We start from the raw sequence: 26,011 nt of genomic DNA on the forward strand, positions 1-26,011 counted from the left end.
GATTATCCTTTAACCGAACCAGAAGCTAGACCCGAAACCAATTGTTTCTGTAAAACAATAAACAAGGTTACAATCGGAACAGCTGTCAATAGGCCTCCTGCTGCAAAAGCAGGCTGATTCAATGTTCTAAAGTCGCTAATTAAGGTGAAAAGTCCTGCCGCAAGTGTGTAAGATTTTGGATTTGTTAAAAGGACTCTTGGCAAGAGATAATCCATAAATGGACCAATAAAAGACCAAAGTGCGATAATTGCAAGCATAGGACGTGCGATTGGCATAATAATCAACCGATAAACCTGCATGCTTGAGCACCCATCAATTCGGGCCGCATCATCCAACTCACTAGAGATGGAATCAATGTACCCTTTTAAAATAAAAGTATTTCCAGCTATACCACCGCCTGAATAGATTAATATCAGCATCAATTGTCGGGTAAACCAAGGTGCGATGGATGAGATAATGGAATGCATCGTAAAATAAGCTGTAATACCTGCAAATGTTGGAATCGTTTGAATCAACATAATCGCCATCAGAGAGGCTTTACGCCCTTTAAATCGATATCTTGAATAAGCAAATCCAGTAAAAGAAACCATTATCAGCGTAAAAATTGCTGTTGTGATGGATATAAAAAGTGTGTTTTTAACCCATGTTAAATACAAAGTTTCAGAAAATAAATATTTAAAATGTTCCATTGAAAACTCAAAGTTGTCATTTAACATAATATATTGTTCTTGTTTACCATTAAATGCCGATATAATCATTTGAGCAAGTGGCCATAGAATCGCAATCACCCAAATGGCCAAAACCAAATACGTGAGCCCTAGACCTACTACACCTAAGGGCGTTAAAGGTTGCTTGTCAGAGAGATATAACTTATTCTTTTTTTTGAATGGATTTTTCATAATCTCTCCTCCTTAAATGCTTTGGAATTCTTAAATCCTAAAAAGGCGAAAAACATTAACCCCATTGAAATTACAATCGTAATTGCTGCGCCAATGGCTTGATATTGATTTTCCATAGTCAATTTATAGATATATGATATTAAGAGGTCTGAACTTCCAGCAAGGTTCCCATATTTAGATGGATTAAAAGGACCACCACCATTAAATAGATAAATAATTGAAAAATTGTTAAAGTTAAACGTGTATTGACCTACCAACAATGGCGCTGTCTGAAACAAAACAATTGGGAGTGTAATGCGACTCATTTTTTGCCATGCAGTTGCACCATCAATCTGTGCCGCTTCATATAAATCCCCTGGAATCGCTTGTAAAACGCCAGTTGAAAGTAGAAAAACATAAGAACTGCCCAGCCATGTTTGCAGGAAAATAAGGGCTACACGCGTTAAAAGTGGGTCATTTTTAACCTGAACTCTAAGTCCAGTTACCCCTTCTAAAATCGTAGTCAGGGCACCATTTGGAGAAAACATAATACTGAAAAACATAATGGTAATAAAGGCCGGTACTGCCCATGGTAATATATAGACGACTCTAAAAAATGTTTTACCTTTAATTCTGTCGTTGTTCGCCAAAATAGCCAGTATAAAACCTGTTAGAATTGCCATACTCGTTGCAACAAGAGTCCAAACAAGTGTCCACGCTAAAATAGACCAAAAGACAGAGCCAGCAAGTCCCTCGCCCAAAGCAATTAACTTGTAATTTGAAATAGACTCCCACCCAAACTTCGATTGATTTTTAGGATCCATGCCTGTAAACGAGAGCAAAACAGTTGTTGTAATTGGTACCAAAACAATAAATATAGTGACCAAAAATGCAGGTGCAGAAACCAAATATGGGAAACTTTCATGTTCAAGTTTACTGGCTGTTTCATACCAATTCTTTGGTCGTATCCCTTTTATTTTTGCTCTTTCTGTTGAAAACACATCTACAAAAGAAATTAGATATAGGGCAATGGAAATCAAGACTAAGAAAATCGCCACAACCCCCTCAATCATAAAAATTAAGGACTTGTCAATTTTCCGCCCCTCTTGTGCAAGTGAAATCAATCCAGAAATACCATCGCCTTGATAATTCCCGAAACCAAGCGCATATGGAATTGCAATGGCATAAATAAAAACTGTAGCCAAAGCAAACAACAAAGCTTTGAAATACTGTTTATTGAAAACTTGTCCCAGTCCTGGAAAGGGAATGGTGAGGAATGAAACCAAAGGCAGCGCTTTTTCAGTTTCATAAGGCACCTTTCGGCGAATATCAGCTAGATTTGACTTAAGTACATTTAACTGAAGTTTTATGCCTTTACTTAATATGTACTTCTTGTTTCGAATCAATTCTTTATTTGCCTTTGAATCTATCTCAAAAGCATTTAACGTATTAATTTCTTTTCTTTTTGCTTTTAACTCAACAATACCATTTCGTAAAGCTTTTTCAGAAATTAGTCCCGTTTTTTTCTTTTCTTGTAGCGCCTGTTTTGCTTCAATGTAATGTTTGTGTTCCTCACGTTTCCGGGTCTTGTATGTTGTCACTTGTTCTTGAACCTGGTTACGGACTAGCTTGCTTTTTTCCACTTTTGCAAGGTTAAGCTCAGATACTGTTGTTTCATAAAGCGTTATTATATCTGGCAATTGTGAGACTATAATCTGATTTTGCCTATAAGCCAACTCTGCATCATAACTTAAGTCAACATATTTTTTATAAAAATCAACTTTTTCTTGCGCGTCAAATAAATTGAGCTTAATTTTCTTTAGACGTCCAGGCATATTTGAATCTAAATTTTGCATGTAAGTCTTTTTTTTAGAATTTAAGGTCAAGAGAAAGTTTTTTTCGTCTTTAATAAACTGTTCAAGTGCAATTATATAAGGATGTTTCTTCTTATTTTGTTTTAATTTTGAAATCTGATGCTTAATCACTTTCTTGCCCTTGGCATCAGCACGCTTGTACTGTTCTTCCAAGGTAAAAAGTTCCAATAAATATTTGTTTTTTCGGTCGTACGAATTCCCGATATCATCGTACAAAAAAATTCTACTCTTCTCCAAGACATTCCCACCTTTACTTTGATTTATGATCTTGAATTACCTGAATCAATGATAACACAGTAATAAGCATAACTGTATATCCAATTAAAAATCCATAAAAGAAAACTGAATGATAATTAAAATCCGAAATGCTGTATCCCAAACTTCCTACAATTAAAATTGACCACATAAAGACAAATAAAGAATTAATTCGAATTTTCGAATAGGCAAAATAAGTATAAACCCCAAACAGCATTGGGATAATGATTTTTGTAAAATATTGACTCATTTGTGAAGAGACATAAAGGTCAAATAAATTGCCATCCATATTTTCAATTTGTACGCTCCAAGCATTAAACAAGGAAATATCCTTCACTTTAATTAAAACTTCTAATGAAGCGACCAAGATAACCAGAGCCACAGAAAATAAAATACTATAAAGTTGTTTTTTAGGTAATTTGGTATATGAATTCATAGCCCCTCTTATGAAAAATAAAGAGAAGAAGGCTAACCCCTCTTCTCTTAATTACTAAAGTTTCTAGAAGTTTAGCATCATAGCTTTAAATGAAGCTTGAACTTCAGCGTAAGCTTCTTCTACAGTTGTAGGTTGAACTGCTGACCAAGAAAGCATACCGTTTTTCCAAGTATCCCAAACTGATCCCCACTCTGTAAACAATGGTCGTGCAGGTGCATCTTGATAAGATTCAATAACTGCTTCTACAACCAATTTGTCTGTTTCATTCATATCAGAGTTCATGTAAACAGAAGCGTCTACATTCTCCATAATTTTTCCTGTTGCATTAAAGAAATCAACAGCATACTCTGTGTTCATAATTTCTTCAATCATAGCTGTTGCAAGTGCCATTTGATCGTCATTGCCTTCAACTCTTGCATTAACACCAAGTCCCCAGCCACCTTTCCAGTGTGCTAAAGGAAGTCCGTTTACAGTAACTTGATTAATTGGAAGGATTTCTAAGTCAGCACCTTCACCTGCAAGATTTGAAAGACTGCCTGTAGACCATGGGCCTTCAAGTCTTACAACATTGTTGCCACCAGTAGAAAACTCAGTGTCCATGTATCCCCAAGCTGCATCAGCATCCCAAAGACTTGTTCCAGCTTCATTGTGTGCACTCCAATAGTTGAACAATGCTGTAAAGACGCCTTGTTTTTCAGCTGGAAGATTTGCGAAATCTTCTGTTAAATCAGAATAAAGTGTTCCATCTTCGTTCATTCCAAGGAATTCGATTTGAGCTGAGTTTGCCACTGCAACACCAAACCATGCATCAAATACTGGAATCAACATACCTTCTTTATCTAATTCAGTAAATTCAATTGTTTGAGAAAGATCAACACCTGCAGTTTCTGCATTTGCAGAGTTTGCAAAGTTAATCAAAGTCTCAATATTCATTGGGAATGCCAAGTAATCGCCATTGATGTTAAAGTTGCCACCAAGACCAGCATCATAGTTGTCAAATCCGCCAATATTTGCAGCCATTGTAAGTGCATCAAGACTTGCAAGTACTTCGTTTTGAGACAAGCCATAAATTCTATCAGCAGGCAATGCAAATACGTCCGCAACATCTGGATTCGTTACATCTGTTGAATCCAACACATCAAGATGGTCAAATGAACCTGTCTCAATAAAGTTAATTGTTGCATTTGGATGTGCTGCTTTTACTCTGTCAGCAGCAGCTTGGTAGTATTCCAACCAAGATGATTCAACCTGTACTGAAATTGTTGCTTCAATTGACTCAACTTCCGGTGCTTCTGTTTCTTCCGGAGTATTTTCACCTGCACTTGTAGTTGCCTCTGCAACTGGTGCATCACTTTCGTCACTACCACAAGCTACCATGGCTAACATGAGAACTGCAATCAGTAACAAACTCATAAACTTTTTCATCTTAAATCCTCCTACATTTCCCTAAATGTCTATTTCTGCATTTCTGCAGATTGGATTATTTTTCACAGTTGAGCGTGCAAATCGTGCACACGTTTGCACATTCAAATAAAAAAAATAACCGCTTTCACGCTTATTATACAACGACAATGTCATAATAGCAACATATAATTCACAAATTCATGACATATTTGCATTTAATTTATGCAAACGCTAGCACAGTTTCACAACTTGTTAAAAAGAGCGACTTGATAAGTCAAGTCGCTCTAAAAAGGCACTAAAATCTATTTAAAATAGTCAACAATCCCTTGTGCTAAATGTTGTGCAAACAATTTTCTGTCGCTGGAACGCATCATCCAATCGTAATCATTGGGGTTAGGCATAAATCCAGTCTCAATTAAAATTGAAGGTGCCCAAGTGCCTCGCATAACATAAAAATTTGCTGTCTTAACTTTTCGATCCGTAAGATCTAATTGACTTGTAATTTGATTTTGCAAAAGTGAAGCAATTGGTTTGGCAAGTGGGTCTTTATAAAAGATTGAAAACCCTTTAATGTGATTTAAGTTTCGACTGTCATCTATACTGTCGGCATGTATAGATACAAATAAGTCTGGGCCATATGACTTTGATTGAATCAAGCGGTCTTGCAAGCTCACATACACATCTTCTTCCCGACTTAACATTACAGTTGCACCATAAGATTCCAAAGCCGATTTAATGTCAAAGGCTAAATTCAGATTAACCGTTTTTTCCGAAGCAAGTGCACCTGTCAGCCCAATAGCACCATTGTCTTTTCCACCATGCCCTGGATCCAACAACACCTTTAGGCCGTCAAGTGGTCTCTCAGTTGAAACCGATTGAAACTTTGAATAGAGCCTTAAAACCAAGTCCCCTTCTTTTTCAAGGACTTCATATCCGCCAAATTTATTTGACTCTTTCAAATTAAACGTAACTTCTACTGTATCCATCTTCAAGTTGGTTTCAATTAAATCAACCAAATTGCTTTCAAGATATGGTGCTATAGAAACAATCAAAGTTCTCGATAGCGTGAGGACAACTTGGTCTCCATTAAAGGATGCCCCACCAACAGGTAATAACTTTCCATCAATAATGTAATCCTCATATTTTGAAGTGACTTTATTCGTAACAGATGCAATATTATAAGTACGTTTATAGGTTGGTAAATCAATGCTCACTGCACTCTCTTTTACCCAGAGACCATTTGAAAACTGATAATAGCCATTTTCTCGGGATAAAATTGGATCTGTCATCCCGCCAATTAAAAGATAATCGGCCCCCCTTGAACTTGATGCAGTCCTATAACTGTCCGCATAATCTGTAGCGATTGTGCCATAAATTGGTGCACTCTTCATATATAAATCAATTGTTCCGTTTGACTCTAGACTATCCGTTATGCCATTCATTGTGAGTTTATAGACAGGCCGGCCCAAATTTTCTATTCTTGGTGTTCCATTAATGTAAGGTAAAACATAATCAACAAAAAACTCTGCTTTGGTCATGTCATCCTTATAAGACCCCTGTGACCTCTGCATTTCCAAAACAGACCCATTAAAAGAAACTGTCACGTCTGCACCAGCCGGAGCTTTAACGCTTAATCTTATAGTGTCCCCAGGTTGATAACCCGAGTCCACAAAAGGCCATGCGCTGTCTGTGGCAATCTTAATTTCAGTCATTGGAGATGGTGGCGTCGCATCAACGCGTCTTATCTTCTGTGTAATTTTTATTTCTTCTTGTGAAAAAACAAATGTATTCGTGCCCCTGTCTAAAGGTACAAAAACCCCAAAATAACCACTTTCTGTCCTGTTTTCAACAAGCTGTCCATTCATAAATAATGGCTGATCCGGATCTGATTCCCCTCCAATAAAGTAAGAACTTGATGTTGTCCGAACATCTCCAAAAGGCCGCCCTATTATAAGTCTTGCTTTTGACGCATCTGACTCTTCAGCACCATAATACTGTCGCATTAATTGGCGAAGCGATCTATTTTTTTCAAAAAAATCGTACCTGAAAAATAAACTGCCTTCAACTTCAGGAAGGGTTTTATTTAAATTTAACTGCTTTTCAAGTTCTTTAGTGCCAAACCATGGACTACTTGATGAAGAATTTTCAGCACGATAAGCTGCATGTCCCACAATTAGCTTTACACTGGTATTTTTGACTGCATTTTGCCACCATTTGACCAAAATCTCGTAATCTGCAATCTCATAACCAATATGCCAATAAATTTGTGGTGCAATGTAATCAACAATCTCTTTTTCAATCCAATATATGGAATCAGCATAATGACTCTCATAAGATTCAAGTCCCATGGTTGCGCTCCCAGTTGGATCTGTTTTAGCGTTTTTCCATATTCCAAAAGGGCTAATACCAAAATCAACAGATGGGTCTATCGACTTAATGGATTTATATGTTTTTTCAATTAATTGATTGACATTGTTTCTGCGCCAATCTTCTATGCTTTTAAAGTCTTGTCCATATTGCAAATAGGTAGACGCATCGTTAAAATTCTTTTCTGGATAAAAATAGTCATCAAAATGAATGCCATCTACATCATACGTGTTCACAATTTCATTAACCCCTTCTACAATTAAATCCATAACTTCTGGAATGCCTGGGTTAAAGTAAAGATTTCCATCAGTATGTGAAACAACCCAAGCTGGATTAAGTCTTGCAGGATGTGTGGATGCTAGAGATGCAAAATCATGTGCCTTATCGGCAGATGTTTTTCGCGTAATTCGATAGGGATTAATCCAAGCGTGTAGTTCTATATTCCGTTTATGAGCTTCATCTATCCAAAATGCAAGTGGATCAAATGCATTGGCCGGTGCAATACCTTGTTGGCCTGTTAGGTATTTTGACCACGGAAATATTTCAGATTTATAAAAGGCATCCGCACTCGGTCTGACTTGTAGAACAACAGCATTTAGCCCCATAGATTCTACTTGATCTAAGATTCGTATCGCCTCTTGCCTCAGTTCTGCATTTGTCACACCTGGCTTTGATGGGTAATCCAAATTTAAAACGGTTGCAACCCAAACGCCTGCAAATTCACTTGTAGAATCACCAGAGCCCGCATAGGATTGCATGCTTATTCCAACACATGCTAAAGTTACAATTAACACCATAAGCGTTATTTTTTTCATCATAGCTGCCTCCATATTCCTTTTTTACAAGTATACCATTACACCTTCTAAATGACAGACTTTATGCGAATATTTAATTCCACTGTAATGGAGATGAAAAAAACGATGCCGTTAAGACATCGTTCTACGTCATGGTCGGAGTAACAGGACTTGAACCTGCGGCCTCATGACCCCCAGTCATGCACTCTACCAAACTGAGCTATACCCCGATAATTTTCCGGCTAAAATATAGTGTTTCCAATGGTTAGGTATTGTTGTCGCCGGAAAATAATTATTCCATCATATAAAGTTTAAGTGCATGACTCGGTTCAAGCCCATTAAAGTGCATGACCAAGTCATGTTTTTTTTATTATATATCATGGAATAAATAAATTCAATATATTATATTATCGGATAATAAGCCAAATACCTGCCGCACCTACTATTGCTGCAAATACAATGAAAAAAATCTCTGTCCCTTTTTCACCGAGAACGCGTATAAACAACTTTATTTTTGCCATTTCCCAAATTTTAGTTGGTTTCTTTAGGGCAATATAAACGACAAAAGCCGCATACACCACCATCAAAATTCCCAATAAAGCCCATCCATTCATCTTATACCTCCTTAATTCATACCATTCATAATACGTTTACGAAGCCCTAAAAATACAATAATAAATGTTCCAAAAATCACCGAACTATGAAGAGCCACATCCCCCCAATTCGCTTCAAGCAATAAAATCTTCTTTATAATCTCATAAGCCCAGTAAAAAGGCGACCAGTATATAAGATAAATCCATTTTCCTGGCAAATACATGGCCCCAAATACTGAAATTAAAATGGGTACAAAAATGACTTTCATACTGGCTATTGCAGATATGGGTTCGTTGTTTGTTATGCCTATTGCAAAACCAATAAGTCCACCAATTAATCCGATAAAAAACACACTGACAACGAGCATACCGTAGTGAACGCCATCAAATTTTAAAATCAATACAGCCGCAAGTGCCCCTATAAATGTTAAAGCAAACCCTAAAACCCCCTTACCGGCTATAAACTCCCATCGCTTTGTTGGCGTTACGTTCATTGCACTGATGGTATTGCTCATTTTTTCTTCAACCAAATTTAAGAGAATTAGCATCCCACCAAGAACTGTGTTCAAAAGAATCAAAAGATTTGCACCTTCAAGTTTCAATGGGGACACCTCCCAACCAACATTGGAAAATGTTACGTTTATGGCCGATTCCTGTGCGCTATGCGCGAATTGACTTAAAATCAACCTAGCAACTTCTTGCGTCCCTTCAACTTCATTTCCTTGAGCCAGCAATTGGTATTTACCGTTGTTTTCAATGACACCAAACACATCATCAATCTGGCCTACGCGGTCTAAAACATTTTTTTGTGAAGCTTCAAGTTCAACTTGTGCATACGTTTCTAAGTACTGGATATATGCGGGATCTACTGATGCATCTACTACAAAGTCTACAGAAGTATTTCCTGCACTTGGTATAAATAGACTCAAGACGATTGCAAATAATATTGGTGCAACCGATAAATACAAAATCAGCCAATCTCGTGTACCACTTTTTATATCTCTTGAAACAATTGCTAAAATTCGTCTCATGGCCACCTCCTAAACCGTAAGCGATTTCTTGAATCGCTCATTTGCAAGAACAAACAAAACTGCTGAAACGCCTAAAAAAGCTAGGATTTGAAGCAAAAATTTAGTTCCAACAATTTGATTGCTGATTAAATCTCGAATCATAAACATCATAGAATACGATGGTAAAATTTTAACCCAAAACGGATTAAAAGAGGGCATAAAATAAGCAACTGTCGGTAAAATCATAATCATAATCACAGCATACATGGCACCCATTGCTTTAACCATTGTGTCAAAAAAACTCGAAATAAACAAACCAAGACTGGATCCAAACAGATTAAACGCTATAATCATCCCAATAAAATACAAATAATTGACCTTAAATCCGAGCAGGGCAACAAACACAATTAGTGATGTTATAATCCCCATAATAAGCATAATCAACATCTTGCTGGCAAGATACTGCCATACTTTAACAGGTGCTACTGCGTAGGCCTTAATTACCCCTTCTTCCTTGTCCAAAAATATATACGCTGCAATAATAAACAGCCCCATCATTCCAACGTTCATTGTTATATATACAGGTAAAATTGCTTCACGATCGGATAGCCTTTCGGGTGATGCTTCAATCTGAACCACATCTACAGAATCCATTTTTTGATCCATAAACATAGATTCGATGCCCAAACGCATTAAATTAATCATGCGTTCACTTTCATAGCCTTGAAGAATAACATCAAATTCAAGCGATTCTCCTACCATAGTTACAGCAGCACCAATTGCTGACCGGTCCTCTTCAAGGGCTTTAACAACCGATTCTCTAGACTCTAAGAACACCACATGGTCTGAATCTTCCATCTCAAACATAGCATCCGGTAATGTAGAATCTAGGGTTAAAAACATTTTTTGATTGGTTTCCATATTTTCTGGAACGACAAAAAGCATAATGGCTAAAAAAATAACTGCAAGTCCAATTTCAATATAAAAATAGAGGCCATTGAATGACAATTTCATATCTTTTATAAAAGTAACCCACAATTTTCGCATTATACCAACCCCCTACCGGTAACCTTAATAAAGATTTCCTCGAGAGTGGCTTCTTTTGTATGCATCATTTGGATTTGACCTTTTGAAATGATTGTGTTCAATTTCAACCGATCTGATTCATCAACAAGGGACAGTTGTTCCTTAATGAGTTTGTCATTTTCCACATGTTCAATTGCAACAAATTTTTCGCCATACTTCAACTTTAGATTTCTAGGAGAATCTATAAGCCGTATATCGCCATCAATTATAAAAGCAACCCGGTCACAGAGTTCATCCGCAACAAACATATTGTGTGTGGTTAAAAAAACAGTTGTTCCATTTTTGTTTTTTTCTTTTACAATATCCTTGATTTGACTTGCAATTGATGGGTCAAGGCCCGTAGTGGGTTCATCTAAAAACCAAAGTTCAGGATTGTTGAGCATGCTTCTAACAAAGGTAAGTCGGTGTTTCATTCCTTTTGAAAATTCACCTGCTTTTTTATTGGCAACATGTTCGAGTCCCACCCATTTCAAAAGGGATAACGCATCTACAGTGGGCACATCAAACAGTTTTTTATAAAATTCTAAATTCTCAAGTGCTGTAAGCTTCCCATAAACATTGGATTGCTCAAAAGATACGCCAATCTTATTAAACATTTCCCGTTTTGGGTGAAACATGTCAAAGCCCACAACTTCCGCCTGACCTTGTTGAATGGGTAAAAGGCCTGTTAAAATACCTTGTGTCGTAGATTTCCCAGCTCCAGAAGGACCTAAAAATCCAAACACCTCACCTTTTTCCACTTGAAAACTTACGTTTTTCACAGCATAGTTTTCATCTTTTGAATACGCGTGATACAAGTTTTGAACCTTAATCATGTTTCCCCTCCTTTTCTTTTAGACCATGTGTCAAAATAAGCATAAGTTGGTCTAAAGAACGCATAATTTCATTTTCTTTAATTTCTTCATAACTGTTGGTCACCAAATCGATCACATCAATACTCATACGCATTATTAAATTTGCAATCAAATTTGGGTCCAATTCAGCCTTTATTTCTCCTTTAACTTGTGCCTGTTCAACCAAAGACTTGTAGACAACAATCGCTTTTTCCTGATTAGAAGCCATAATTTCGTGAAAAATAGGATGCGACTTATCTTGCATTAGTTTTCTTCCAATCTCCATATATTGGGGTTGATCTAAGGCAAATCTTAACCCCGCGAGATTCATATCGTGAATTACTTCAAAAAGAGTATGGTCAAACGGATTTTGCATGGCAGGTGTTAAATAGGCCATTTTATCTGTGGCTATTTTCTCAATCAAGTACTTATAAAGATCCTTTTTATCTTCAAAGTACTGATAAAAACTGCCTTTTGAAATATTTGATTTTTCTACAATTCGATTAATACTCGCATGATCAAAAGTATGCATTTGAAACTCGCTTAACGCCGCTTCTACAATTCTGTCTCTCTTAGAGTTTGATAAATTAAAAAAAGTATCTTTTGGCATAACCGCCTCCTTTATGACCAGCAGGTCACGTGACTTGTTGGTCATATCTTATATCAAATAAAAAAGACTGTCAATAGAATATAGACAGTCGATTAAGAAAAAAAAAGGCGGATATATATAGAATAAACCCAATTAAGGAGGCAAATCATGAAAAAATTAGTAACACTAGATTCTCTAATTGAGCTTGAAATGTTCAAAGAAGTATTGGACGATCAAGAGATTCCAGTTGTCGTAAAGCACCAAGAATCAGGTGACTTTATGACGCAATATACAGGCACAACAATTTATGGCATAGATCTTTTTGTTGAAGAGTCAGATTATGAAAAGGCCAGCAACTTATATAATGCATTTTTTTCAGGCGCATACCCTAAAACCGACGCTTAAGACTGAGATTTCAATTGCCTACATGTTTCACAAATACCTTGCATGACAATACTAACATCTTCAATGTAGTCCCCATATGTTTTCTCAAGAAAATCTCTCTGTTCCAACATCATACGTTTAACTTCAGAAGAATCATACTCCTTTATTATGCCACATTTGTGGCATTTAAAATGAATGTGCATTTTCTTACCACTAAATAAATCGAGTTCATAGTAGCGGTCATTTTCCAGCGTGATTTCTTTAATAATGCCCATTTCTCTAAGCATATCAATATTTCTATACACAGTGGGCAAACTAACGCCCTCTTTTCTTAAAATCTGATAGGCATCGTCTGGTTTTAGATGCACATCTGTTTTGACAAAGAGTTCTACCATTTTTTTTCTAGATTCAGTTAGCTTATAGCCTCTGGATTTTAATATGTTTTCAATATCAATTACTTTTTGATTCATTAAAGATCATCTCCTTTTATTCAGTATAGTACAGTAAATAACATATGTCAATTACCGTGCTTGGCTTTGATTTTTTTAAAAAATATATGTTATAAACATTTTTCTTCGGGTATCAAACCTTTAAGGCATCAAATATATGACGGAGGTGAGAAAATGCCTACAGATTTTAAACCGGGGTGTGCTAGACCAAAGTCTACACTTGTAAAACCGGAAGAATCAAATGACACAATTTTAAACGAAGTTAAGGAGGTAAAAAGCATGATTAAAGTAGGAGCCCCTGCTCCAGATTTTGAACTGGCAGGCTATTTCCAAGGTGGTTTTAAAAATTTTAAACTCTCAGAGTTTAAAGGAAAATGGGTTGTTCTGTGTTTCTATCCAGGCGATTTTACATTTGTCTGAGCGACTGAAGTATCTGCAGTTGCAGATAAATACAATAGTTTTAAAGAACTTGATGTTGAAGTCTTATCTGTAAGCGTTGATTCAATCTACGTTCACAAAATGTGGAATGATCACGAACTCTCAAAAATGGTAGATGGTGGAATCCCATTCCCAATGCTTTCAGATGCAGGCGGTGGGGTTGGTACTCTATACAATGTATATGATCCAGAAGCCGGCGTAGAAAACAGAGGCCGATTTATCATCGATCCAGACGGCATCATTCAAGGTTATGAAGTTTTAACACCTCCAGTAGGTCGAAATGTGTCAGAGACTATACGCCAAGTAAAGGCATATCAACTTGTACGCAATTCAGGTGGAACTGAAGCAACTCCGTCAGGTTGGACTCCAGGCAAAAAAACACTTAAGCCAAGTCCAGATTTAGTTGGTAACGTTTGGAAAGAATGGAAGGTTAGTGAAGATTAATCTGTAACTATTTTATAAAAAAGCAGCGTCACTTTGACGCTGCTTTCTTTATAGGCTCCTATGCCTCATCCTCTTCTTCACCAATCAAAATCGGCTCTCTAAGTGGTTCTTCTTCTTCATTTTCCTCTACAACTCTTGGTAATGAAGCCGATACAACAACTAAATCAAGGTCCGTGTGTACATCCAAGAAATCTGGAATTTCAATATCAGATAACTTAATAAAATCACCATCTTCTAATTTAGCGACATCAATTTTTATATCTTCAGGAGATTGATCAATTGAATAATAAGCATCTACTTCATGTAGATTTTGCTGAACAATTAATCCTTTACTCTCCAATAAGTCCTTATTGAGAAGATGAAGCGGAATATTGGCATGAATTTTATCTTTGCCCGTTACCTTTAACAAGTCAAAATTTAGAATCTTTTCAGGATTCATGACATCTCTCTGGATGTCCTTAATATAAACCTTATGCGTCTCACCATTGAGTTCACAAGGGAATACGGATACTTGTCCGTGTTCTTGATAATTTCGGAAAAATTCTTTTCGTTCTACCATAACTTTAACTGAGTCAACTTCTTTTCCATAGAGAACACCTGCAATCATATCCTGGTTTCTAACGTCTTTCAATTTTTGATCTCTAATGCTTACTTTCATGTTCATTCTCCTTTCAATATGTGTTCAAATATCATTTACCCAATTTCATAAGAAAATAACAGTTTTATAAAGAGAATAAATAAGGTAAAAAAATTAAAGCGCCTATCACAACACTAAAAATACTGCCTACTAAAACAGCCGCTGCTGACATATCTTTGATTCTTTGAGCCAAAGGATGAAATTCTGGAGAAATTAAATCAACTATGGTTTCAATTGTAGAGTTAAAGAGTTCCGCTACAAGAATAACCCCACTTATTAACAAGAGAGAAATCCATTCTCTTAAGGTAATTTTAAATACGATTCCCGCCCCTATTACCAAAGCAAATACAAGAATCATTATTTTAAAATTACGCTCCTCTTTTAAGGCTGCAACCAAACCTTTTAAAGCATATTTAAACGATTGATGTAACATGAATCCGCCTCTTTTCCCTATGACTTTGAATTGCACATTCAATCAGCTGCATCGTTTGGACAGCACATGTTGAAGAAACTGGCACAGGTTCTTTAAATCGTATTGAACGGTACAATTTTTGGTAATAAGCTCTGTAGTCCCCATTAAGTGTTTTATATGTGTTACCACTATCATTTATCGTGTTTAAAATTCCCCAATTATCTACTGCATCTTCCCCCCATTGATCTATGTCACTTGGACAAATATTTTCCTTTAAGAGCGCCTCTTGAGGGTCCATACCATATTTTACAAAAGATCCTTCAGTTCCCATAAGAATAAATCTTGGCAATTTTGCTTTTACAAGAGAACTCGATCTTAATAGGACTTTTACGGCATCATAGTATAAAAAAATATCAAATCCATCATCTACAAGTCCGTGCCGCTGGAACATGAGGTCTGCATAAATTTCATTGGGCATGCCAAAAAGTGCGATGGCTTGATCGATTAAATGTGAGCCCAAATCATATAAGACGCCTGATCCAGGAAGGTTTTTTTCTCGCCAAGCACCTGCCTTAAATTCTGGACGAAATCGATCAAAATGAGATTCAAACGAAACGACCCGCCCCAGATGCCCCTCTTGTAAGAGTTTCTGAATTGTCATGAAATCGCCATCAAATCGTCTGTTATGATAGACTGATACGATCTTATTTTCAGCCAAAGCCAATTCATGCAAATCAAGAGCCTCATTAAGGGTTACAGTAAACGGCTTTTCTACAACAACATGTTTTCCTTTTTTAAGCGCTTCGGATGCCATTTTATAATGCATTGTGTTGGGGGCGCTTATAATAATAAGTTCAACCAGATCATCTGCAAGAACCTCTTCAAACTGTGTATATATAAGAGCTCCAGCATGACGACAAATGACATCTTTTTGTTTAATAGGATCATTGGTCATAACACCACGTATTTGAAATTCAGGCATAGACGTCAAAAGATTCGCATGAAAAACGCGTCCAGAAAGACCATATCCAACAATTGCAACCTTAATCGAGTTCATTTTTATTCCTTTCATCTCATAATAACATCATGACTCACAAATGTTGCTTTTTCCAAGTCTTCAAAGGCTTTGCGCAGTTCTTCTTCAGTATTCATAACAATAGGACCACCCCATGCAATCGGCTCTTTAAGAGGTTTCCCCGAAAAGAACAAGACGCGCGCCCCTTCATGACTTGACTTTAAATGAACTTGATTTCCATTTTCTAATAGTACGGCCGATTTTTCTGTCACAAAATCACCTGGAGCCGTTTCAAAACAAACCGAGCCCTTAACAATAAAGGCAAAAACGGTTTCTGAAGGTTCTACTGTTAAATCTATAAAGGAAGATGGTTTCAAATCGATATCATAGAAGGTCATTTTTACAAAATCGCCTGCAACGGGTCCATTTATAGAATCGTACATTCCTGAAATAATTGCAATTTCACCAAAATCTTTTTTCAAAACTGGCACATCAGCCTTTGTTATATCCCTATAAGTTGGAGCAGTCATTTTATCTGCAGAGGGTAAATTCAACCACAATTGAATGCCCAACATTTGTTCTGAAACTTGAGGCATTTCTTGGTGTAAGATACCCCCACCAGCCGTCATCCACTGACAGCCTCCTGATAAGATTTTACCTGCATTTCCAAGACTGTCTCCGTGTTCAATTTCACCATGAATTAAATAAGTAACTGTCTCAATGCCCCTGTGTGGATGCCATGGAAAACCTTTGGTATAATCCTCTGGGTTTTTCGAGTCAAAAGAATCTAACATTAGAAAAGGATCAAATTCAGAGACGTCTCCCCTGCTTAAAACTCTCACCAATTTTACCCCTGCACCATCTTGTGTTGCCTTTCCGTTAACAATTTTTTTGATTTTACGTATCATAATTTCCTCCCTCTTTTCTGGATACCATTTCTATGAACACAGAAATTAATTCTGGATCAAAAGCGACGCCACTCATTTCTTGCAAACGTAAAATCGCTTCTTCGTTTGATATTCTTTCAGTTTTAATTGGATTTGTATATTCATCATAGGCTTCAGCAATTGAAACAATTCGACTTTGATAAGGAATTTCCTCACCTGCTAGTTTTCCAGGATAGCCAGAACCATCCCACTTTTCATGATGGTGCAAAACACTTTCTGCTAATTCCATTGTCTCATCAAATGCATTTAATATGCGATATCCTGTTATCGGATGGCTCATATAATCCCCTTCGAGAGCGTCCAGTGACAGGGTTATTTTCCCAATATCATGTAAAAACCCTATCGTTTTCACTTGTTTCGCTTCAGAGTCTGACAAACCCAAATAATTTGCAAAAGCATAGGCAATATTGGCAACTCGTATCGCGTGTTCACGTTCATATGGACTTAGCGCGTGTAATTTAGAAACAAGTTGATCCAATGCCTCTGATTTCATCTGATGATTTGAGAGCACTTTATCTGCATACATCTTGTCTTCAACTTTCGACAAAGCACTTTCCAAATTTACAGATGACTCATAAATCAGATCATAACCAACTGAAATAGAGCCTTTAAAAGCAAATTTCTCGATTTTACGAAATGCTGTCTTAATACGATTTGGAATCTCAGTTGCTTCATTAGAATCTGAATTCTTAAGCAATAGGATAAACTCATCACCACCTGTGCGCGCAGCAATCCCCCGATTTTGTTGCAAATTATCTAAAATATCAGCAGCAGCAACAATTAAACGGTCACCAGATTCATGCCCAAAGATATCATTGGTCAATTTAAGCCCATTAATATCGCACATTACAATTAACAGAGGATAATTGTCTTTATGATTTATTTCTTTAAGATATTTCTCAAATGAAAGTCGATTTCTAAGCCCTGTTAAGTAGTCATGATCTGTTAAGTACGTCATTTTATTTTGCAAACTCAACCGCTCGGAAATATCACTAAATGAAATTACGGCACCTTTCAAGTCGTTTTGGTCTAATAAAATTTGCAAATTATACAGTACGTTTACAGGTTGCCCATTTTGTTTAGAAAAGACATCCTGCTGATTCCTAACATTTTCTTTTCTGGAAATTGTGTTTAAAAGGACGCAGAAGTCGTCATCATACTCTTTTTGATGTACCTTCATGTGAAAAGACTGGCCTACCAGATCCTCTTCAAAGTTGTAACCGAGTAAGTCCAAAGCAGATTGATTGATAAACATACATATACCCTTTGGATCAATACCGACAATGCCTTCAGCCGTTGCATTTATAATTGAAACAAGTTTCGTATTGGTGGTTTCAATTTCCAATGTTCTTTCCTTCACAATAGCTTCCAAGTTTGAAACAACATTTTCAGTAACTTCAGCCATTTCATTAAATCGACTGGCCAATAGGTTAAATTCAGAATTGTTGGTTTCTTCAATCCGTATGTCATAACGCCCTTTTGAAAAAGAGTTGAGTGCGCCAATCGTTGAATAAAAGGGTTTGAAATACATTTTAGTGAGTTTACTGTAACTAAAAACTGAAACAGCCAATATAAAACCCGTTAATACCAAAGCCCAAACAATACTCTTTACAGAGGACTCAATAAAAGGTTCAATCGGAAGTGCAGTAAGAATTACCCAATCGAGTCCGTAGGCTTGATATCTCTGAACATGAAACATTTCAGAACCTATTGTTTGAGTATATTCACGTTCATACGCATTTTCTTCTGAATATTTTTTAAACGTTTGATCTAGATTTGAGTAACCGAGTTCATTCAGGTGAATGCGTTCATTTTGATTTTTAAAATTATCCACCCCTAAAGAGTTTGAGACTATTTCTCCATTTGGTTCAACTATAACGACGAACCCCTTATAATTATTCATTATATTTCTAAGTTCACGGTTTACTCTAGAAAGCGTCATATGCGCACCAAGAACACCCTTAATGTTACCGTCTTTATCTAAAATTGGCGTTGCTGCTGATATCGCTAAATCATCAATGATAAAGTGCTTGTAAATTGAAGAAAAAAGTGCCGCTTTGCCGTCTGCAGCGGTCTTATACCATTCCCTTGTTCTTGGATCAAAATCACCGGCATCAATAACAAATGCTCCAGTTGAATAATCATCATTTAATCGATAATAATAGGAATGACCTTGAGTCGTTGAATTGTTAATCATAATCTCGATGCCATCAACCGTATTGCGCCGCGCCCCATAATAATGACCTTCATTGGATGCATAACTAAAACTATACAATGCCTCATTGTTTGAGCGTACAATTGCATTATAAAAAAACAAATTTCGTGTTTTTTCATCGGTGATGTCAAATATATCTCTTTCAAGATATATTTGATGGGTGTTCAATAAGTCAAATGGAGAAGATGCAAAATCTTCAATGCGATGTGTGATTTGATCGTTTAGAGAATCTGCCAAAACGTGCATTCCGTTTTCATTTGACTGTTTCCAAGTGAAAAAAAACACCAGACCAACCAGAGTAACAGCCAGTGTGGTTATCAATATAAAAAAAAGGACAATAGCAGATTTAACTTGTGCTTTACTTTTAAATACAAAATTTGTCATAAAAAAAGTCCTCCTAAAAGGACTATTACCCAAATTTTCATAAGGTCAACATTTAACATTTAGAATTATTGACACTAATTAAACAAAGTACTATCATCTGAACTAGGAGGTACCTTTTATGAAAAAAAATGTTTTATTTTTTATAGTTATACTCTTGTCCGTCTCATGTATTGGATGTGATGCTCAAAAACCAAATATACCACTAGAGTCCTATGTAAAAGTAGACGGTTCTACAGTCACAATTCCCCTATCAGAAATGTTGGCTGCTGCGATTACTGGAGAGTCTCTTGAAACTGTAAGACCTCATATCCTTCATAATAAAACCCACAATGCTTACGTCAATTTGATTGACGGAAAAGCGGACTTAATCTTTGTTACAAGTCCTTCAGAAGAAGAATTAGCTTATGCAAAAGAACAAGATGTATCCCTAGTTATAACCCCCATCGTTAGTGAAGCTTTTGTATTTTTAACACATACTGATAATCCTGTTGATAATCTTAGTTTTGAAGAATTACAAAAAATATACACTGGCGAGATTACAAACTGGTCAGAAGTGGGTGGTCCTAATTTAAAAATAGCAGCCTATCAGCGCCCTGTAAATTCAGGTAGTCAAACTGGATTTTTAGATTTGGTAATGCAAGACAAAACACCCGCAACGCCACCTATGGAACACATTCATGCTGGTATGGGCGATTTGATTGACGCTGTAGCATCCTATGAAAATCAGCCAGATGCAATTGGGTATTCATACTATTATTTTGTTGTTGACATGTGGGGCAATACATCAGTAAAACTTTTAAAAATCGACACTGTTTACCCCGATAAAAAGACAATCGCTTCAGGTGACTACCCGATTACAACATCATATTATGCTGTCTATCGGGAAAATACACCAAAATCTAGCCCTATTTATGAAATTGTTGACTGGCTTTTAACTGAAGAAGGTCAAGACCTAATGGAGGCTGCTGGTTATGTTCAACTGGACTAAAAATGTAGTTATTTCGCTAATCTTAGTTGGTTTACTTCTCACAGGTTGTCAAAATGAAACAGAAGATTATTCACACCTAATTCATTCAGAATCAGAAACAATAACCCCACATTCAATTGGAAATTCAGTAAGTTCTGTTACACCCTTTTTTGTGTTGGATGAAAATCCCATTGACGTAATTTATGTTCAAACAGAAGAAAGCCCATACATCCAAATTGATGGCTTAAAAGACTTAAAAATTCAAAAAAAAATTAATGAAGACCTTATGACACTTTTCAACAAAATGAAACGTATTGCAAAATTCGAAGAGAAATTGCCTTATATGGGCTATGAAGTTAGGTTTAATGAAGATACTTATAGAAGCAAAACATACTATGGCATAAACGAAACGTTCAATCACAATAACTTACTTGGCATTTCTGCATATGCAAACTTGAATAAACCTTCCGTAAATTTATCGGATTCTCTTTTTCACAGAGAATCTTTAGTAATTGATTTGTCATCGGGTAAACCTGTTGCACTTTCTCAACTTTTCCCAGATAATTTCGATTGGAAAACACAACTGAATGCACACGTTAAAAATCATTTAAGTACTATTGGTGCAGAAGATGACGCTTCTAGTATAACTTTGACAGCACCATTTAAGGGTATTGAAGATACATTTAATTACACCCTCTCCCCCTATTCTATAGAACTCTTATTCGATTATAGACACACAGAATTTTATACCAAGAGAGGGACAATTGGAATAACACACCAATTGTATCCTCTTCTTTCAAATCTCGCTTTTAAAGATAGATTTAAAACAGATGACACGCTCTTTAAAAAACCTATTAATAGTAAAATCTTTATCACCAATGGTTTTCTTGGACCTACTAGTACAACAGAATCAGAGGATGAAAATGGTGTTCTATGGTCTATAACAACATTTGAGACTGATGCGCCTGCAGAAGTTATTCAAATCTTTAAAGAAAAGACAAAAACGCTACATGAAGCACTCGAACAAAGAATAAAAACCGATTCAGATATATCAGCGCTGTATATTTATACTTCTATTACACAGACCGGTCCCTATTATAATTGTTCCTATACTGTGAACCAAAATGGCGGTGAAACAAGTTCATTTTCTGAAGTGGTTTATTTATACGATCATAAAGGCAATCCAATCACAGTAGACCAAATTTTTACCGATACATTTGATCACTATGCCTTTGTTAAGAAGCATCTTGAAACACAATTGAGGGCACAAAGTATAACACTTTCTGCAGATACACTTGACACTCTAGTTTCAACAATTTCGGTTTCAATCCAGAGTGGAGGCCTTCACTTTATTACTGAACCTTACAAGTTTGATGCGTCCATGCACCATCCAATTTCTTTCTATGTTGATTATAAGGATATTGGCATTGAAAACCTCACCCTTTTTTAGACAAAAAAATTCTTGTAGAATTCATGCCAAATGAATTCTACAAGGATTTTTAGTTTGGTACTAAAGTCGTGCAGGTATAAGCAAAACAGAGGCCTGAGAATGTCTCGCAACATTGTGACTAACGCTTCCTAAGAAAAGTTCTTCGATTAATCCATGACCTTGTGTGCTCATAACAACCAATGAAATCTCTTCAAGTTTTATTATAGTCAAAAGTTCTTTCGTTGGATTTCCAACACCTACAACTGTCCTGACATTTGTAACCCCTTTGTTTACGAGTTTTTCTTTCATGCCCTGAAGAATTTCTTTTGCAAGTGGAACTTTTTCTTCGAAATCGGAGACATGGGCTAAAGTGACTGTTCTTATGTCATGAGTTGCCATATCAAGCAACGTTTCAAAGGCTAAATTTGCGCTCTCAGAAAAGTCAGTTGGGAAAAGTAAATGATCCAATAATCCAATAGGTTTTGGGAGACTAATAGAAGGATCAACTCGAATCTGTAATACAGGCTTCACAAGATGGTGAATAATCTCATGTGCAGCGCCACCCCAAATCACTTCACCTAGAGCTGTTGTGGCTTCAGAGCCTACAACTATGAGAGAAACCTCTTCATTTTTTGCAATTTCATTAATCTCATGTTTTAAAATGCCTTCTCCCATATGACTATCAACTTGAAACCCCATGTTCTCCAAAATCAACCGTTCATTATTTAGTGTTTCATGATACCAACCAACAACCATATCCTTATAATCTGTGTTAAGCTCCTGAGGTTTTATACATTGAAGGATAAGACACGTCTTTGTCCCAAGTATTTTTAGGCCTTCTAAAGGTTCGATGACCTTCTTCATATTTACATTCAGTTCAGAAGCTATTAGAATTTTTTCAAACATAAATAGCACCTCGCTTTCACTGAATATATACCCAAATCAGTTGTTTTCAAATGCCCAATTGGACATACAATCAAAAAAGCATCCTACAAAATACTTTATCTAACTGTGACGTGCCTTTACAAGCTCTATAGCCTCTTTCCCAGTCATATGTTCTATATCAATTGCAATAATTAAAGAAGTTGTACACCCAGAAATCTCTTTTTCTCTGATTTCTTTCGGTACATCGCCAGAATATTTTTCCACTAAGGCCCTAAACGCATTGGTCCATTCCTCGCCTTCAACCACTCTAGCCTTTCCAAAAGCAATTACACTTCTAAAATATGTTGTATATTCTTGACTTACAATTGTATCTTCATCAATAACTGTAAAAGATACCTTTGAATGTTTCAAAATTGCATCTACCTTATGGCCTGATTTTGCAGAATGAAAATAAACCTTCCCATTTGAATACACATAACTTAGTGGAACTGCATAGGGATAATCATCATCTCCCATACATGCCATCACGCCATTTGTATTTCGGGCCATCACTTCTATGCACATTTCATCTGTAAGAACCTGCTTACCTCGCCTCATTTTTCTAAACATAAACCCTCCTAATTTGCATTTTGCGTTACTATCTTGTTAAGTTTCTCAGTCATATTCCAAATAATAAAAAGTAATATAAGTAAATAAATAGGATAAAGCGAAATGGACACATAATCCCCCAAAACACCAAATAAAGGCGGCATTAATGTTGTTCCGACATAAGCACTTGCCATTTGGATACCTATTATGGATTGTGCATTTTGAGCGCCAAAGCTTGTTGGCGTTTCGTGGATAATAGAAGGATAAATTGGCGCACACCCAAGACCTGTTACAATAAGCCCCAATAATGTTATTATCTCAATTTCAGATGGAATTAAAATAACAATCAGTCCAATTGCAATGAGTATAAGTCCTATTCGAATCATATTCCGGTTGCCAAGTCGTTCTGATATAAAGCCACTCAAAAATCGTCCACCTGTTATTCCAAGATAAAATAAGGATGCCCATCTTGCCGCAATTTCAGCTTGAATGCCTTTATGGATTACCAAATACGTACTGGCCCAGAGTCCAGTTGTCGCCTCCAATGCACAATAGGCAAAAAACGCAATCAAAATATGCTTAACACCCTTAATTTTCAGAGCTTCACTTATCTTTAAATGGTGATGACCAATCTTTTTTTGCGCACTTAATTCACTTTGTTTTTTCCATATCGGCAAACTCATTAGAAGTAAAAATGTTAGACCAATCTGTATAATGCCGACACTTGAATATCCGTATTCCCAACTATTTCGAGAAATAAGCGCATAACTCATCATATATGGTCCAGCAGAGGCCCCTACACCCCAAAAGGCATGTAACCAACTCATATGCCTAGAAGAATAATGTTCTGCTACAAAACTGTTTAGCGCAGCATCTACCGCGCCTGCACCAAGTCCATATGGAATTGACCAAACAACGAGCATCCAAAAAGAATCTGAAATGGAAAATCCAAACAAGGCCAGTGCTGTCAGCATCACACTTATACTGGTTATCATACCAGTGCCAAATTTTCGTATCAGTCTGCTTGTATTTAAACTGGATATAATTGTCCCAACTGAAATAACCATTGTGATTAACCCTGCAAGAGAAATTGGAACATTAAACATGGGATACATCACTGGCCAAGCAGACCCCAATAAAGCATCCGGTAGCCCCAAACTGATAAATGCTAAGTAGATAAGCGCTAATAAAATTGAATACATCTTAATCTCCTTAAAAAATACACTCATTTTAGTATAACATGCGTATAAATTATATCAATTGCCATAAATTTTTTTTGTTTTGGAAAATTCTGTAGTCACACTCTAACGTAAATGTTAAAATAATGAAATATTATATCAGGTTATTTAGGAGGACATATGATTGATAAAATTCTTTACCCAGAAAACTACAATTCACCTCTTGGTGTTTTAGAAACAGAAATTGCAATAAAGCACATTAAAGATTTTTTCGAAATAAATCTTGCAAAAGAACTGAGCTTAACAAGAGTCTCTGCCCCCCTTTTTATTGCGCCTGAGACAGGGCTTAATGACAATTTAAATGGATATGAAAGACCAGTGGCCTTTACAATTAAAGACTTATATGAGAAAAAAGTGGAAATTGTTCAATCTTTAGCAAAATGGAAACGCATTGCCCTTAGTCGATACGGCTTCAATGTAGGCGAAGGCTTATATACAGATATGAACGCCATAAGGCGAGATGAAGTCTTAGACAATCTCCATTCCATTTATGTAGACCAGTGGGATTGGGAAAAAATCATTACTGCAGAAGAACGCACTATAGAAGGGTTAAAAAATTGCGTTAACAAAATTTATACAGCTCTAAAAGCATTGGACCAATATATTGCCAGTACATATCCATTTTTCGACAAACTTCTCCCTGAGGCAATAACATTTGTTACGGCTCAAGAGCTTGAAGACCTTTATCCAAATTTATCGCCTAAACATCGTGAAAATCTCATTGCTGAAAAACATAGGGCTGTATTCATCATTGGTATTGGAAACGAACTTAAATCTGGTAGCAAGCACGATGGCCGTGCACCAGATTATGATGATTGGAACCTAAATGGTGATATTATACTATGGAATCCCGTTTTAAAATTAGGGCTGGAAATTTCTTCTATGGGCATTCGGGTCAACAAGGAAAGTTTAGAGCATCAACTTGAACTTACAGGTGATGTTGATCGCAAGCAATTGGATTATCATAAAAAAATATTATCCAATAAATTACCATTAACAGTAGGGGGTGGGATTGGACAATCAAGACTGTGCCAACTCTTTCTTAGAAAAGCTCATATTGGAGAGGTCCAAGCTGCCATTTGGCCAACTGATATGATCCATGAATGTCGAAACAGAAACATTTTTTTGCTTTAAAATTAGAAAGACATGAAAGCCAATCGCTTGCTTTCATGTCTTTTCAATTTCATGTTTAAAAGCATCTTGCACAAATTTGACTGCATTTTTACTGATCTTTGCATTTGGAGAAATATGTTCAAATGCATGATATGCACCTTCATACAAGGTGACATACTCCCACCACTTAAGAAGTGGGGGCTTCTCGTTCGAATAGCCTAATGGCTACAGCATAAGCGAGCTATCCCCGTATGCCCCACGGTTCTTTTATAATTTATGCTGATAATATACGCATACCTTCGTTTCTAATATTGATGCTTGCATTATAGTCTCGATCTACAATTAGA

24 protein-coding genes and 1 tRNA gene are annotated in these 26,011 nt (G+C 36.4%); 5 read left to right on the forward strand and 20 right to left on the reverse strand.

Going from position 1 to position 26,011, the window contains the following annotated elements:
• Positions 1-2: 2 nt before the first annotated feature.
• From JOC49_RS01505 to JOC49_RS01555, 11 genes are all read right to left on the reverse strand, one after another.
• On the reverse strand, positions 3-899 hold the full coding sequence (locus tag JOC49_RS01505; protein ID WP_204661461.1) for a sugar ABC transporter permease: 897 nt from the start codon (positions 897-899) through the stop codon (positions 3-5).
• Positions 896-2,989, reverse strand: coding sequence for an ABC transporter permease subunit (locus tag JOC49_RS01510; protein ID WP_204661463.1), 2,094 nt, complete (start codon positions 2,987-2,989; stop codon positions 896-898). The genes JOC49_RS01505 and JOC49_RS01510 overlap by 4 nt, the downstream gene beginning before the upstream one ends.
• Before the next feature lie 13 nt (positions 2,990-3,002).
• The gene (locus tag JOC49_RS01515) at positions 3,003-3,443 is read right to left on the reverse strand and encodes a hypothetical protein (RefSeq protein ID WP_204661465.1); all 441 of its coding nucleotides are present in this window, start codon (positions 3,441-3,443) and stop codon (positions 3,003-3,005) included.
• Positions 3,444-3,506: 63 nt separating this feature from the next.
• Entirely contained in the window at positions 3,507-4,868 is a 1,362-nt protein-coding gene (locus JOC49_RS01520; RefSeq protein ID WP_204661467.1) for a sugar ABC transporter substrate-binding protein, read from the reverse strand.
• Between the two features lie 281 nt (positions 4,869-5,149).
• Positions 5,150-8,032, reverse strand: coding sequence for an N-acetylmuramoyl-L-alanine amidase (locus JOC49_RS01525; RefSeq protein WP_204661469.1), 2,883 nt, complete (start codon positions 8,030-8,032; stop codon positions 5,150-5,152).
• Between the two features lie 129 nt (positions 8,033-8,161).
• A tRNA-Pro gene (locus tag JOC49_RS01530) sits at positions 8,162-8,238 on the reverse strand.
• Between the two features lie 177 nt (positions 8,239-8,415).
• A complete protein-coding gene (locus tag JOC49_RS01535; RefSeq protein ID WP_204661471.1) occupies positions 8,416-8,622 on the reverse strand; it encodes a hypothetical protein in 207 nt (68 codons plus the stop codon).
• Between the two features lie 11 nt (positions 8,623-8,633).
• Positions 8,634-9,632 (reverse strand): ABC transporter permease, encoded by a 999-nt coding sequence (locus JOC49_RS01540; RefSeq protein WP_204661473.1) that lies wholly within the window; start codon positions 9,630-9,632, stop codon positions 8,634-8,636.
• Between the two features lie 9 nt (positions 9,633-9,641).
• The gene (locus tag JOC49_RS01545; RefSeq protein ID WP_204661475.1) at positions 9,642-10,658 is read right to left on the reverse strand and encodes an ABC transporter permease; all 1,017 of its coding nucleotides are present in this window, start codon (positions 10,656-10,658) and stop codon (positions 9,642-9,644) included.
• On the reverse strand, positions 10,658-11,512 hold the full coding sequence (locus JOC49_RS01550; protein WP_204661477.1) for an ABC transporter ATP-binding protein: 855 nt from the start codon (positions 11,510-11,512) through the stop codon (positions 10,658-10,660). Before JOC49_RS01550 ends, JOC49_RS01545 begins: the two co-directional genes overlap by 1 nt.
• The gene (locus JOC49_RS01555) at positions 11,505-12,140 is read right to left on the reverse strand and encodes a TetR/AcrR family transcriptional regulator (RefSeq protein ID WP_204661479.1); all 636 of its coding nucleotides are present in this window, start codon (positions 12,138-12,140) and stop codon (positions 11,505-11,507) included. The genes JOC49_RS01550 and JOC49_RS01555 overlap by 8 nt, the downstream gene beginning before the upstream one ends.
• 147 nt (positions 12,141-12,287) lie before the next feature.
• Between JOC49_RS01555 and JOC49_RS01560 the strand changes: the two genes are divergently transcribed.
• The gene (locus JOC49_RS01560; RefSeq protein WP_204661481.1) at positions 12,288-12,524 is read left to right on the forward strand and encodes a putative signal transducing protein; all 237 of its coding nucleotides are present in this window, start codon (positions 12,288-12,290) and stop codon (positions 12,522-12,524) included.
• Here the strand turns inward: JOC49_RS01560 and JOC49_RS01565 are convergent.
• Positions 12,521-12,973: a Fur family transcriptional regulator gene (locus JOC49_RS01565; protein ID WP_204661483.1), complete on the reverse strand. Its 453-nt coding sequence runs from the start codon at positions 12,971-12,973 to the stop codon at positions 12,521-12,523. The genes JOC49_RS01560 and JOC49_RS01565 overlap by 4 nt on opposite strands.
• A 153-nt stretch (positions 12,974-13,126) precedes the next feature.
• Between JOC49_RS01565 and prxU the strand changes: the two genes are divergently transcribed.
• A complete protein-coding gene (prxU, locus tag JOC49_RS13170; RefSeq protein WP_243423529.1) occupies positions 13,127-13,834 on the forward strand; it encodes a thioredoxin-dependent peroxiredoxin in 708 nt (235 codons plus the stop codon).
• Between the two features lie 58 nt (positions 13,835-13,892).
• On the opposite strand, the gene JOC49_RS01580 is transcribed toward prxU, so the two are convergent.
• From JOC49_RS01580 to JOC49_RS01600, 5 genes are all read right to left on the reverse strand, one after another.
• Positions 13,893-14,492, reverse strand: coding sequence for a 50S ribosomal protein L25 (locus JOC49_RS01580; RefSeq protein ID WP_204661488.1), 600 nt, complete (start codon positions 14,490-14,492; stop codon positions 13,893-13,895).
• 64 nt (positions 14,493-14,556) lie between these two features.
• Complete coding sequence (locus JOC49_RS01585) at positions 14,557-14,904, reverse strand: diacylglycerol kinase family protein (protein ID WP_204661490.1); 348 nt, start codon at positions 14,902-14,904, stop codon at positions 14,557-14,559.
• Positions 14,885-15,940 (reverse strand): Gfo/Idh/MocA family oxidoreductase, encoded by a 1,056-nt coding sequence (locus JOC49_RS01590; protein WP_204661492.1) that lies wholly within the window; start codon positions 15,938-15,940, stop codon positions 14,885-14,887. Before JOC49_RS01590 ends, JOC49_RS01585 begins: the two co-directional genes overlap by 20 nt.
• An 11-nt stretch (positions 15,941-15,951) precedes the next feature.
• The gene (locus JOC49_RS01595) at positions 15,952-16,806 is read right to left on the reverse strand and encodes a pirin family protein (RefSeq protein WP_204661494.1); all 855 of its coding nucleotides are present in this window, start codon (positions 16,804-16,806) and stop codon (positions 15,952-15,954) included.
• Positions 16,796-19,444 carry a diguanylate cyclase domain-containing protein gene (locus JOC49_RS01600; RefSeq protein WP_204661496.1) on the reverse strand — a complete coding sequence of 883 codons (2,649 nt, stop codon included), beginning with the start codon at positions 19,442-19,444 and terminating at the stop codon, positions 16,796-16,798. The genes JOC49_RS01595 and JOC49_RS01600 overlap by 11 nt, the downstream gene beginning before the upstream one ends.
• 118 nt (positions 19,445-19,562) lie before the next feature.
• Between JOC49_RS01600 and JOC49_RS01605 the strand changes: the two genes are divergently transcribed.
• Both JOC49_RS01605 and JOC49_RS01610 read left to right on the forward strand, forming a co-directional pair.
• Entirely contained in the window at positions 19,563-20,432 is an 870-nt protein-coding gene (locus JOC49_RS01605; protein WP_204661498.1) for a PstS family phosphate ABC transporter substrate-binding protein, read from the forward strand.
• The gene (locus JOC49_RS01610; protein WP_204661500.1) at positions 20,416-21,861 is read left to right on the forward strand and encodes a hypothetical protein; all 1,446 of its coding nucleotides are present in this window, start codon (positions 20,416-20,418) and stop codon (positions 21,859-21,861) included. The genes JOC49_RS01605 and JOC49_RS01610 overlap by 17 nt, the downstream gene beginning before the upstream one ends.
• A gap of 60 nt (positions 21,862-21,921) precedes the next feature.
• On the opposite strand, the gene JOC49_RS01615 is transcribed toward JOC49_RS01610, so the two are convergent.
• From JOC49_RS01615 to JOC49_RS01625, 3 genes are all read right to left on the reverse strand, one after another.
• Positions 21,922-22,746, reverse strand: coding sequence for a universal stress protein (locus JOC49_RS01615; protein ID WP_204661502.1), 825 nt, complete (start codon positions 22,744-22,746; stop codon positions 21,922-21,924).
• Between the two features lie 99 nt (positions 22,747-22,845).
• Positions 22,846-23,334 (reverse strand): pyridoxamine 5'-phosphate oxidase family protein, encoded by a 489-nt coding sequence (locus JOC49_RS01620; protein WP_204661504.1) that lies wholly within the window; start codon positions 23,332-23,334, stop codon positions 22,846-22,848.
• An 8-nt stretch (positions 23,335-23,342) separates the two neighbouring features.
• On the reverse strand, positions 23,343-24,515 hold the full coding sequence (locus JOC49_RS01625; RefSeq protein ID WP_204661506.1) for an MFS transporter: 1,173 nt from the start codon (positions 24,513-24,515) through the stop codon (positions 23,343-23,345).
• A gap of 156 nt (positions 24,516-24,671) precedes the next feature.
• Here JOC49_RS01625 and asnA point away from each other — a divergent pair, with 156 nt between their 5' ends.
• Entirely contained in the window at positions 24,672-25,685 is a 1,014-nt protein-coding gene (gene asnA / locus JOC49_RS01630; protein ID WP_204661507.1) for an aspartate--ammonia ligase, read from the forward strand.
• The last annotated feature ends 326 nt before the right edge of the window (positions 25,686-26,011 follow it).

It is taken from the genome of Fusibacter tunisiensis (genome assembly GCF_016908355.1).
GTDB classification, from domain to species: Bacteria; Bacillota; Clostridia; order Peptostreptococcales; family Acidaminobacteraceae; genus Fusibacter_D; species Fusibacter_D tunisiensis.